The sequence below is a fragment of the Corynebacterium sp. TUM25015 genome, assembly GCF_056393505.1.
The window spans coordinates 1286364-1298439 of record NZ_CM150783.1; the positions used below are offsets into that span (position 1 = coordinate 1286364).

10 protein-coding genes are annotated in these 12076 nt (G+C 58.9%); 6 read left to right on the forward strand and 4 right to left on the reverse strand.

The features are described from left to right. Positions 1-4: 4 nt before the first annotated feature. Together AC06DS_RS05870 and ndk are read left to right on the forward strand one after the other, a co-directional pair. The gene (locus tag AC06DS_RS05870) at positions 5-1315 is read left to right on the forward strand and encodes a peptidoglycan recognition protein family protein (protein ID WP_477100195.1); all 1311 of its coding nucleotides are present in this window, start codon (positions 5-7) and stop codon (positions 1313-1315) included. 51 nt (positions 1316-1366) lie between these two features. After that, positions 1367-1777 carry a nucleoside-diphosphate kinase gene (gene ndk, locus AC06DS_RS05875; protein WP_293791427.1) on the forward strand — a complete coding sequence of 137 codons (411 nt, stop codon included), beginning with the start codon at positions 1367-1369 and terminating at the stop codon, positions 1775-1777. A gap of 85 nt (positions 1778-1862) precedes the next feature. On the opposite strand, the gene AC06DS_RS05880 is transcribed toward ndk, so the two are convergent. Beyond that, the gene (locus AC06DS_RS05880; RefSeq protein WP_477100196.1) at positions 1863-2630 is read right to left on the reverse strand and encodes a hypothetical protein; all 768 of its coding nucleotides are present in this window, start codon (positions 2628-2630) and stop codon (positions 1863-1865) included. Between the two features lie 151 nt (positions 2631-2781). Here AC06DS_RS05880 and AC06DS_RS05885 point away from each other — a divergent pair, with 151 nt between their 5' ends. From AC06DS_RS05885 to rpmA, 3 genes are all read left to right on the forward strand, one after another. After that, positions 2782-6102 (forward strand): Rne/Rng family ribonuclease, encoded by a 3321-nt coding sequence (locus tag AC06DS_RS05885; RefSeq protein ID WP_477100197.1) that lies wholly within the window; start codon positions 2782-2784, stop codon positions 6100-6102. 308 nt (positions 6103-6410) lie between these two features. Beyond that, complete coding sequence (rplU, locus tag AC06DS_RS05890) at positions 6411-6713, forward strand: 50S ribosomal protein L21 (protein WP_273353719.1); 303 nt, start codon at positions 6411-6413, stop codon at positions 6711-6713. Positions 6714-6758: 45 nt separating this feature from the next. After that, entirely contained in the window at positions 6759-7025 is a 267-nt protein-coding gene (gene rpmA / locus AC06DS_RS05895) for a 50S ribosomal protein L27 (protein WP_005296479.1), read from the forward strand. A gap of 182 nt (positions 7026-7207) precedes the next feature. Here rpmA and AC06DS_RS05900 read toward each other — a convergent pair whose 3' ends face one another. Genes AC06DS_RS05900 through AC06DS_RS05910 form a run of 3 tightly spaced genes read right to left on the reverse strand, consistent with a single transcriptional unit; the run spans position 7208 to position 10349 of the window. Beyond that, entirely contained in the window at positions 7208-7993 is a 786-nt protein-coding gene (locus AC06DS_RS05900) for an ABC transporter ATP-binding protein (RefSeq protein ID WP_477100198.1), read from the reverse strand. A gap of 3 nt (positions 7994-7996) precedes the next feature. Next, complete coding sequence (locus AC06DS_RS05905) at positions 7997-9163, reverse strand: FecCD family ABC transporter permease (protein ID WP_477100199.1); 1167 nt, start codon at positions 9161-9163, stop codon at positions 7997-7999. Between the two features lie 4 nt (positions 9164-9167). Beyond that, on the reverse strand, positions 9168-10349 hold the full coding sequence (locus tag AC06DS_RS05910) for an ABC transporter substrate-binding protein (protein ID WP_477100200.1): 1182 nt from the start codon (positions 10347-10349) through the stop codon (positions 9168-9170). Positions 10350-10549: 200 nt separating this feature from the next. Here AC06DS_RS05910 and obgE point away from each other — a divergent pair, with 200 nt between their 5' ends. Beyond that, complete coding sequence (gene obgE / locus AC06DS_RS05915; protein ID WP_477100201.1) at positions 10550-12061, forward strand: GTPase ObgE; 1512 nt, start codon at positions 10550-10552, stop codon at positions 12059-12061. Positions 12062-12076 lie beyond the last annotated feature (15 nt).

A 12076-nucleotide genomic window follows, 5' to 3' on the forward strand; every position in this document is an offset into this window, starting at 1 on the left:
GGGCATGACGTTGACGCGCCGTGCATTCTTCCGCTCTTCCACCGCCCTAGGTGCCGCAGTTGGTGGCACTTTCCTCTTCGCTAACCGCAACAACATGGGGGTCTTTTCCTCCGCCGATAACACCCACCCCGCCGAAGTACCGACCCCAAGTGAGCCAGAAGCTTTCACGGGGACGGGAATCGGCGTCAACCAAAAAGGCAAGCTTCCCGGCGGTACCGGGTACCTCACGATCACCTTTCCACCTGCTGCGCCTGAGGGGGCTCAGGCAACCCTGCGCTTCGAGTTCGCCGGTGGGCGCACCGAGGATCGCTTTGTACATGCCGAGGCGCACGACCGCGAAGATGATTCTGCGCTGAAGTCCGATCCCGTGGAGCTGCCGGAGGGTGCTACCGCCGTGTGGCTGCCCGGTGAGGCAAATGACCCCGCAACGCGCTTGCATCTACACATTGTGGAAGCCCCCAAGGGGCAGGAGGAGCAGATCTTTGGCGCTGGAATTGCACCTTATGCTGCGCCGATGAATCTGCCCTCTAATCCGGCGGAGCTGCAGAGCAGCTTGGAAACTGGCGCTGCGGGGGTAGCAGGTTCACTAGCCTTGGCGGGAACCATCGCTGGCATTCTTGCCTCCAGTGGTTTGGCAGTTCCGGGATTGCCTGCTCCGGGTGCGCCTGCCGGTGGTGGAGCGAATGTCATTGATGGCCTGCGTGTGGTTTCTCGCCGCGAGTGGGGTGCGAATGAAGCGCTGATGGGGTGGACGCCCCGCTTCACTCGCGCACAGTTGATTACCGTGCACCACACCGCAATGGCCACCCCGGCCAACGGTGATTACGCTGCGAATGTCCGCAGTATCTATGGTTTCCACGCCTCCAGCGCTAACGGCGGCCGTGGCTGGGGCGACATCGGTTATCACCTGCTGATCGCCCCCGATGGCACCGTGTTCCAAGGGCGTTCCACCGGTATGGATGGCCAGGCTGTATTCCAACCGGGTAGCTTGGGCGGAACGCCAATGTCGGTCACCGCAGGTCACGTGTACAACGCGAATGATGGAAACATTGGTGTCTGCTTGCTCGGTAACTTTATGACGCAAACCCCGACCCCCGCTGCCATCAATTCTCTCGTGCGGGTTCTGGGGCACCTGTGCCGTGGCTTGCGTCTGGATCCGCGTGGCAGTGTGCGTTATGTAAACAACGCCGCCCGCCTGAATCTGACGCGCCGAACCATTACGGGCCATCGTGACTGGGGTGACGTATCTACCGCAACGGCGTGCCCGGGTGACCGTGCGTACGCGCTGATGGATCAGGTGCGCAGTCGTGTTTAACGCTGCAGGTGTCGCACTGCACACGGGGTGGCCATGTGTAGAATTGCTGACATGACTGAACGCACTCTGATTCTGATCAAGCCCGATGGTGTTAAGAATGGCCACGTGGGCGAAATTATCTCTCGCATCGAAAAGAAGGGTCTGAAGCTTGTGGAGCTGGACCTGCGTACCGCTGATCGTGAGACCGCGGAGAAGCACTACGCCGAGCACTCCGATAAGCCTTTCTTCGGCGAGCTGGTGGACTTCATCACCTCTGCTCCGCTGGTAGCAGGCATCGTCGAGGGCGAGCGCGCCATCGAAGCTTGGCGTCAGCTGGCAGGCGGCACCGATCCAGTGTCCAAGGCCACCCCTGGCACCATCCGCGGCGACTTCGCACTCTCTGTTGCGGAGAACGTTGTTCACGGCTCTGACTCTCCGGAATCCGCCGAGCGTGAGATTGGCATCTGGTTCCCGAACCTGTAAAAGCAACTTGCAAAGAAACCGCGGACGCAATCGCATCCGCGGTTTCTTTTATTCGTAAGAGTTAAGGGTCACAGGGTAGATTGTTTTAGCTTGCCTGGTAGCGCTTTTGAAACTTCTGCGAACCTTCCTCGGTCAGCGTTAGCCAATTTTGCGTCCCATCGGTCGAGCGAAGTTCGCGGATCTTTACTGCGTTGCCCTGCTTAACTAGCTTGTTTAGTGCAGCGTCTACGTCGTTAGCAGTCCAACCGTAGTGCGCGAGTTCGCCTTTCAGCGTATCGCTGAGGATCTGCAGCCCACCGGGCACACAGCGGCGGCAGTACAGGAACGCCTGCAACCATTCGGCGGGCTTTTCGATCCGAATTCCCTGGTCTAGCTTCTCTGGGATGGTGTAGCGGGCCGGGCGCCAGGCGTCAAAAGTAATGATCCAGTACGTCAACCCCACGGTGAGGAGCGCGACAACTCCGGCATAGGCCAGCCCGCTGCGGTCGGAAAAAAGTGGTGCGAACTGCGCTGCACCGAAAAAGAGAGCAAGGAGTAGAACGAGGCGGCCTTCCTCCTTCCAGCTGAACGGGGTGCGGGCGGCTTCGGCGTCGGTCTTCAGAGGGGAGTAGTCGTTGCCGCGGAGGCCGTTGCGTCGCAGATAGCGCCACCAAAGAATTCCGGCGACGATAGCAGACACCGCGATACCCAGCGCTGGTAGCGGGCCGGAAATGGGTGAGCACAGAATAAACATCATGATGCCGAATGCGACTGCCACGGCCAATTGCGCACCCTTGCTTGGGCGAGTGCTGCTGGCAACGTCTAGAAGTACTGTGCTGTCGAAAGGTACGGAAGGCTGTGCGGGGGTGGCCATAGCGTAAAGCGTAACAGTCCGGCTTTGCTTCGCTCGTGCTTGTTCACTGCATGAGCGGGTGGATGTGAGACAATAGGGACGGATCGAATGCCCACAACGACGATGCGGCACAACGATCAGGCAAACTTTGAAGACTTTATAAGGAGATTTCGTGGCGACTACTAGCCCGGAAATTGCAGCGCAGGCTGCGAAAATTGATCGAGAAAGTGTGGGGGAGAAGGTTCGCGTCCACACCGTTGCTAAGCAGTTGGGGATCCGGGCGACGGACTTCCTGGCTGTACTTGCGGATCACGGTATTGAGGGGAAAAAGACCGCTTCGACGTTGACGAAGGCGCAGGTCTTTTCTGTTCTGGACGCCCTTAGCTCCAGCGGACAGTCCTCTCAGCCGGATGAGAAGGTTGCGGAAACGGAGGTTTCTGAAGCCTCCGAAGAGCCGAAGGAACCTGCCAAGAAGACCACGGCCAAAAAAGCTACCAAGGACGCAGCCAAGAAAACCGCCAAGAAGACTGCAAAAAAGTCGGTTGCGAAGAAGGTCGCCAAAAAGTCGACCGAAAAGCAGGCGGAAGAGGTCGCTGAGCAGAAGCCTGCAAAGAAGAGCACGAAGAAGACCGCTAAGAGGACCACGAAGAAGTCTGTAAATAAGCCAGCTGAAAAGGCAGTTGAGAAGCCTAACCCCGTTCAGCAGGAAAGCCCTGAGGCTGTGGCGGATACCGCGCCGGAAGCAGCGGCGGTGGTTGCTGCTAATGCAGCGGCTGAAGATAAGTCGGAAAACCGCGATGAAGACGCAGGAAAGAAGTCGTCCAAGCGCCCCGCGAAGCGCACGGCAAAGCGCACTGCCAAGCGCGTAGTGAAGAAGTCGACGCAGAGAAAGGCGGAGGAGCCGGCGAAGACTGCGGAGCCTGAGCAGGTAGAGCCTGAGGTGTCCGTAGGAGACGCTAAGGCGCCAGTGCCCGAAGGCGACGATAAGGCGCCAGTGTCCGCAGAGAATACCGAGCAGCCGACTCGTCGCCGTCGAGTCCGGCGCGTCGTTCGTCGCGTGGGAAGCGTGCGCCAAGCGGAGATGCGGGCGTCGAAAAACAAGAACCATGCGAAGCGAGACGGCAAGAAGCAAAACAAGGCCGAAGAGGTAGCAAAGGTCACTGCACCTGAGGATCTGCACCCCGCCGAGCGCTCCACCGAGGACATGGTGGATGAGCCGGTGAAGCTCAAGGGCTCCACGCGTCTTGAGTCGCAGCGACGCTGGCGCGCGAAGAACCGTGACAAGAACTACAAGGCCATCACCCGGGCGGAATTCCTGGCACGACGCGAGTCGGTCGAGCGCACGATGATCGTCCGCGATTCGCAGCGCACCGACCACAAGGGCATGATGACGCAGGTCGGCGTGGTAGAAGACGGCCAGCTGGTTGAACACTTCGTGGCGGATGCTACACACCAGTCGTTGATCGGCAATGTGTACCTCGGTCGTGTGCAAAACGTACTGGGCAGCATGGAAGCGGCCTTCGTGGATATTGGTACGGGGCGCAACGCCGTGCTGTATGCGGGCGAGATGGATTGGCGCTCGCCGCACCTGCATTCCAAGAACCGCAAGATCGATCAAGCTCTGCGTCCGGGAGACCAGATTCTGGTCCAGGTGCTGAAGGACCCGATCGGGCATAAGGGTGCACGTCTGACCAACCGCATTAGTTTTGCGGGCCGCTACCTGGTGTTCTTCCCAGCGGGTACCACTGCTGGAATTTCGCGCAAGCTGCCTGTTGGCGAGCGCAAGCGCCTCAAGGACATTTTGGGTGAGGTTATCGCCGGTGATGGTGGCGCGATCATCCGCACTGCTGCGGAAAATGCGACCGAAGAGCAGATCACTGAGGACGTTCAGCGTTTGCAGAAGCGCTGGGAGGAAATCCGCAACCTGGAGAATAAGGAGCGCGAGTCCAAGGGCGCGAAGCCTGTGACGCTCTATGAAGAGCCGAACATGCTTATCCAAGTGGTACGCGATGTCTTCAATGCAGACTTCTCCGAGCTCGTCATCGACGGCGACAAGTCTTGGAAGGCCGTGCGCGACTATCTGGGACGAACTTCCCCGGAGCTGATGGAGCGAGTTCACAAGTGGAACCGTGGGCAGCATGACGGTCAGGACGCCTTCGCACCGCTGGACCTGGATCAGCAGCTGGAGAAGGCAATGGCCCGCAAGGTGTGGCTGCCGTCGGGCGGCTATCTGGTAATCGACCACACCGAGGCGATGACGGTCATTGACGTCAACACGGGATCGTTCGTCGGTTCGGGCGGAAATCTGGAGGCCACCGTCACCGAGAACAACTTGGAGGCGGCAGAGGAAATTGTGCGCCAGCTGCGCCTGCGCGACATCGGCGGCATGATCGTGGTGGACTTCATCGACATGCTCCTGCAGCAAAACCAGGATCTGGTGCTGCGTCGCTTGTCTGAGTTCCTGGGACGCGACCGTACTCGTCACAAGCTGGGGGAGGTGACGTCGCTGGGGCTGGTGCAGCTGACCCGTAAGCGTCTGGGCACCGGCCTGCTGGAGACGTTCGCTACCCCATGTGAGGCCTGTGATGGTCGCGGGTTCATCATGCACCCGGATCCTGTGGAGCAGAAGGATCCGGAGCCGCGCCGGGATCACGGGCACCGCAAGGAGCGCCAACAGGCCAAGAACCAAGGTAAGCAACAAGACAAACACCAGGACAAGCAGCAAAACAGGCAGCAAGGAAAGCACCCGGACAATCACCAGGACAAGCACCAAGACAACGCGAAAAAGCAGCAGAAGCAAGATCGACAGAATCGCAAGCAGCGTGAGCAGCAGGAACACCACGAGCAGCAGGTTCCGCAAGAAGCTCAAGAGTCGCAGGAGTCACAGGATCAGCGTGAGACCGTCTCGCAGAGCACTCGCCGGCGAGTACGCCGTCGCGTAGTTCGCCGTGGCCAGCCTCGAAGCGCTGGTCGTACTGGAAGCACCGGCGATATTGAGAGCATTGTGGCTGGTGCTCGGAAGCGTTCTGCCCAGGCGGATCCAGACGAGCCTTCGGCTGCCGACAATGCTGCGCCTAACACCGCGCCTAACTCTGCGCACAATGCTGCGCCTGATAGCTCGGCCAGTGAAAGTTCAGCAAAGGACAGTGGGACTACCGACCGTGCATCTGCGTCGAGTCGTCGCCGCCGTCGTCGTGTAGTGCGCTCGCGCCAGGCAACTGCCCAGAACGCCCGCGTAGCTCGTGCTGATCGCGCTGCTCGTTCTTCTGTGGATGACGCCGACAAATCCGCTAGCCGGCCTTCCAACTATGAGGAAGCCAAGCGCGAGTTCGACGAATCTCCACGCCGTAAGCGCCGGACACGTGGCAACTCTAAGTCTGATGTTGCTCCACGGCCGGAGGACTTCGGCGTCGAGAAAGAAAGCACCGAAAGTGCCTCGAAGAACACCCGTTCGCGGGGGCGCCGCCGTCGAGTGGTGCGGAAGAAGAATTAGTTTCGAGCGAAAGCAAAGGGATTTGGTTTTTACCCCTCTGACCGGGTAGTCTTAACCAGTCGCTGTTCGTTCCGCCGGTGACCAGCTTTAACGCGCGCGTCGTCGGGGACTATGCGAATGTACTCGCTATCCAGCTTGGTGCGTTCGCATGGTGTGCTCCGATTTTCGGGGGAACGGACGCAGCTAAGCAAAAGTAACAGTCAGGATGCTTCCTTTAAGGGTGAAGGGATCCATCGCGTGCACGATGGCCTTCGGCTTAAGAAGGAGGCTGCCTGAGCCGATAAGAGAAATTAAAGGGGTAGCCCTACATGTACGCGATCGTCAAGACCGGCGGAAAGCAGTACAAGGTTGCCGAAGGTGACCTCGTCAAGGTCGAGAAGATCGAGGGTGAGCCGGGTTCGTCCGTGGCTCTCACCCCGGTTCTCGTCGTCGATGGCGCAAACGTCACCACCGGTGACAAGCTGGCATCTGTCAACGTCAACGCTGAGATCGTAGAGCACGTCCGCGGACCGAAGATCCGTGGTATGCACTACCGCAATAAGACCGGTTACAAGCGCCGTTTCGGCCACCGTCAGACCCTCACGGTTCTGAAGGTCACCGGTATCAAGTAAACTACCGAGACACTTCAATAATCTTCCTTAAGGAGGGAGAGACAAATGGCACACAAGAAGGGTGCATCTAGCTCCAACAACGGCCGTGACTCCGAGTCCAAGCGTCTCGGTGTAAAGCGCTTCGGCGGCCAGCAGGTCAAGGCCGGCGAGATCCTGATCCGTCAGCGTGGTACCTCTTTCCACCCGGGTGAGAACGTCGGTCGCGGTGGCGACGACACTCTGTTCGCTCTGAAGGCCGGCGCCGTACAGTTCGCTACCAAGCGTCGTCGTCGCGTGGTGAACATCGTCGAGAACGAGGCAGTCGAGGCCTAGACCTGACGCGCCTAAGGCAAAAGCCTTATAACGCCAAAGAAGTCCAGTGGACGCACAAGATGCGTGCACTGGACTTTTTGTATCTACAATCAGGCCGTTGAGAAATGAAGAGTGTAATGAAAACGCCCCGGTAACCGGGGCGTTTGAGGGTTAGGTATGGGGAGCCGCTAGGCAGGGCGGTATTACTCTTCGACGGGGCAAATGACGGGCGTGCTGTCATCATCCAGCACCTTCGCCCGCAGCCCGTATACTTCCTCTAGCAAACCTGGGGTAAGCACCTCGGAAGGCCGGCCCTGCGCCATGAGACGTCCCTGGTGGAGCACGATTAGACGATCACAGTAGCGTGCGGCGAGGTTGAGGTCGTGAATCGCAATCAGAGCCACGGAATCATTCTGGCTTACTTCACGGCGGATGAGCTTCAACAGCTCCACCTGGTGCCGCAGATCCAATGCGGACGTTGGCTCGTCAAGAAGAAGCACCTCTGGCTCACGCACCAGCATCTGCCCGACGGCAACCAGCTGCCGCTGACCGCCAGAGAGCTCATGAACATGGCGTGATGCCAGGTGTGTAATGCCGAGGCGCTCCATCACCGAGGCTGCGAGCTCCTGGGCACGAGCGGCAGAGCTGCTTCCAGCGCCGCTGTGTGCAAACGCGCGCGACGAACGGCGAGTGGCCACGAGGATCGACTCGAAAGCCGTCAGGGTAGCGCTGGACAGCAAGTCCTGCGGCACATAGCCGATCGCCTCGCGCCGCGCGCCGCCAGTGAGTTCTTTGCCGTCGACGGTGATGCTGCAGGTGCCTTGTGACGCCTTCTGTATCCCTGCGATCGTTTTCACCAGGGTGGACTTGCCCGCGGCGTTAGGCCCCAAGAGGCCCGTAATCGTTCCCGGCTCGAAGCCGGAAGCCGATACTCCCTTCAGCACAGGGCGTTTGCCATAACGGACATGAATGTCGTCGAGAGTGAGCATGAATTAAGACCCCCAGAGAGTGCGTCGGCGAGCAAAGATCAGCACGAGGAAGAAGGGCACGCCAACCAGGGAAGTGATGATCCCGATCGGTACGGCAACACCCGGAACGATCGTAATGGAGACTGCGTGGGCGGCTGCCAGCAGTAGAGCACCGGCGGCCATAGAGGCAGGAGCGAAGTAACGCTGATCCTCGCCTACAAGCATGCGTGCTACGTGTGGGCCAACCAGGCCGATGAAGCCGATCACGCCAGCAAAAGCCACCGCGCTGGCTGCCAACAGTGAAGACACGACCAGGGTGGAGACGCGCAGGCGCTGGACGTTGATTCCCAGTGCAGCCGCTCGGTCGTCGCCCAACCGCAATGCGGTGAGCTTCCACGAGTTAAAGATTGTGAACGGGATTGCAATTGCCAGGGATCCCAGGATGATCGCGTTAGAGGTCCAAGTAGCGCGCTGCAAAGAGCCCATTGTCCAAAAAACGATCTGCTGCAAAGCCTCAGTGGTCGCGCGGTACTGCATTAAGGAGAGCAGTGCCTGGAACAGGAAAACAAGGGCAATGCCTAAGAGGATCATCGATTCGGCGCTGGCTCCGCGCCAGACGGCGGCGCCAGCTACGACGAAGACCGCGATCAGCGAAGTTACCCACGCCACGGCGGCGAGGTTGAATTGCGGGTTTGCCAGTACGGTCCAGCCCAGAACGATCGATGCTGCACCACCAAAAGCTGCCGCCGCGGAGATTCCCAGGGTGAACGGCTCGGCAAGGGGGTTATCCAGAATGGTCTGCATATGTGCCCCAGAAAGTGACAGTGAAGCTCCGATGAGCACTGCCATAACGGCAGCTGGCAGTCGTAGGTTCCACAGCACTGTGCGGGTGGTTTCGTCTACGCCATCGGGATTAAAAAGCCCATTCCATAGCTCGGAGAGGCTGAGGTCGATAGGGCCAACAATGGTGGCGATGGCAAAAGCCACGAGCGCTGCGATCGTCAATGCGACGATCGCTAGAATCTTGCGCCGTGACTGACGGCGATAGTGCTGAATAACCTCGCTGGCTGCGGGGGCAGCGCCGGATTCCGCATCGTCGTTTGCATTTGCAACCGGGGTTATGTCTGACGAATCGGTGGCTTGGATGGCTTGCGCTGCCGATTTTTCTTCTGAGGTAACTAGGTGAGACATGGCGTTAGTTCTTGATTGACGTGAAGAACGTTCCGGAATACTCAAACGGGAGCCACTTCTTGTGGAAGTCAGCAAAGTCGCGCTGTGGATCGAGATCCTTGAAGGTCTCCGGCTGGAGCCACTTGGCGAACTGCTCGAGAGCGAACACGTTCAGCGGGGAATCGTAGAACTGGTGATAAACCCCGCGTAGCTTGCCTTCCTTAGGAGCCTTTAGAGCTGTGAAGCCTGGAGTTTCCAGAAGACCTTGGAGCGTCTTCTCGGAGACGTTGGGCTTAGCTTTGTAGCCGAGCTCCACGTGGGGGAGGACCTCCGGCTTCTCCGGGTCCTTAGCCCAGGCGCCGCCGGTGGCGATGATCTGCTCGGGCTGTTCAGAAATGACCTTCTCTGCGGTCAGGTCACCAGATTCGGACTCCAGCAGGCTGTCGCCCAGGTTTTCGCCACCGGCGGCGTTCACGAGGTCGCCGAGGTTGGATTCCTTCACTGTGGCGCAGCAATCCTTCATTCCTGCCGCCTGCCACACCAGTGTCTTTGGTTTGTTCTTCGCGGCGCTGGCGCGGTCAGTGATGTCCTTGACCTTGGCGCTGTAGAAGTCGTTGAATTCCTTGGCCTTGTCTTCCTTGCCAAAGAGCTGACCGTAGAGATCCATAGTCTTCGTGGTGTTCTCCAGTGGCTTTTGGCGGAAGTCGGTGAACACATACTTCAAGCCGGCCTGGTCCATTTTTGTCAGCAGGCCGGATTCTTCGGCAGCTTTCTTGTGATCCAGGGTGAGCACGGTGACATCTGGTTTGTGGGATAGCAGACTTTCTACGCTCACGTCGCCCTGTGCGATATTGCCCACCGTCGGTAGATCCTTTAAATCTTTATGTGTTGCAGCAAGTTTCTCCTCATAGGAGGGGGCAGCCTTGTGCAGGTCGGAGCCGATCGCCACGACTTTTTCCATGGGATCCTCCTTATTGAGGATGGAGGTGGCGAACAGGCCGCGGCCTTCTGCGAGAAGGATTCTTTCTGGTTTGTGGTCGAAGCTGACCTGGCGGCCAGTGACGTCAGTGACCGTGACTGATCCACCAGCTCCATTCGCGTCAGAGTTAGAATCAACTACTCCTGACGCACCGCAGGCTGCGAGTCCCAGTGCGAGGGTAGCTCCAATGACTCCTGCGCAGAGCTTGCGCAGAGGAGAAAAACGCATAGTGAGTCCTTTACGTGGGGGTGAGTAGGCCAACAAGAACATAAAGTTAGCCAACCCTTACTGAATGCAAGGGTAGGCTAACTATAAATCATGATCGTGGCAAGGAAAAATAAAGAGCCGCGGAAGCTGTTCTTTAGGTTGATGTTGAAATCCCCTATAGACTCGGAGCTCGAAGATTCAATTGGGGTGAAAGGAACGTCATGCCACAATTCGTTGATCGCGTAGTGCTGCACCTGCAGGCCGGTGACGGTGGCCACGGCTGTGCCTCCGTTCACCGTGAAAAGTTCGTACCCCTTGGAGGCCCCGATGGAGGCAACGGTGGCCACGGTGGGGACATCATTTTGGAAGTCTCTCCACAAGTCCATACCCTTCTGGACTTTCACTTCCACCCGCATATCAAGGCTCCGCGCGGAAACAACGGCGCCGGTGATCACCGCCACGGCGCCCGCGGTGAAGATCTTGTGCTTCAGGTTCCCGAAGGAACAGTCGTACTGAACTCAAACGGTGAGGCAATTGCGGACCTGACTGGCAGGGGAACGCGGATGATCGTCGCCGCGGGTGGGCACGGTGGACTGGGAAACGCGGCGTTGGCGTCCAAAAGCAGAAAAGCCCCAGGATTCGCGCTACTCGGCGAGCCCGGCGAGACCAAAGACATCACCCTAGAGCTTAAGTCCATGGCCGACGTCGGACTGGTGGGTTTTCCCTCGGCGGGTAAGAGTTCACTGATTTCCGTGCTCTCCGCAGCCAAGCCGAAAATCGCGGACTACCCATTTACGACACTGGTTCCCAACCTGGGTGTGGTGAACCTCGGCCACGAGGTTTTCACCATCGCCGACGTTCCGGGCCTTATCCCCGGCGCCAGCGAAGGCAAGGGACTGGGGCTGGACTTCTTGCGCCACATCGAGCGCACCGCTGTTCTGGCTCATGTTGTCGACGCCGCCTCGCTCGAAGCAGACCGCAATCCCGTAGCTGACATCAAGGCGCTGGAAAAAGAACTGGCGAACTATCAGGAGGAGCTGGCGAGCGACTCCGGGCTGGGTGACCTGCGTGAGCGTCCCCGCGTCATCATCCTCAACAAGATGGACGTGCCAGATGCTTCGGACATGGCCGACCTTCAGGAAGAAGAGCTTAAAGAGTTCGGTTGGCCGATCTTCCGCATTTCCACCGTTGCGCATCAAGGACTTGATGCACTGAAGTATGCGCTGATGGATATTGTGAAGGCCCACCGCAAGGCGCATCCCGTGGAGGAGAAGCCGGCGCAGGTCATTACTCCGAAGGGCCTGCGAAAGCGCAGCGGTGGACGCTTTGCCGAGTTCGAGGTCGAAGTCGATCCATCCGCCGAAGATGCCTACATTGTGCGCGGCGAGAAAATTGAACGGTGGATCCGCCAAACCGACTTTGAAAACGACGAAGCCGTGGGCTACCTGGCTGACCGTTTGGCGAAGGCAGGAGTGGAGCAGGAACTCTACAAGGCTGGCGCCGATGCCGGCAGTGAGGTCACGATCGGCGAGATTACGTTCGAATGGGATCCGCAGACCGCCGCAGGTGTGGACGTTATGCGCAGTGGGCGCGGCACCGATGCACGCCTTGAGCAGACCACCCGCGCTACTCCGGAAGAGCGCAAGCGTGCTTCCCAGGCCCGTCGTGGCCTCATCGATGAGAATGATTTTGGTGATGGGGAAGTCGCAGAGCGCGAGCGTTGGCAGGGGTAGTCGCCTTGCGCTAAT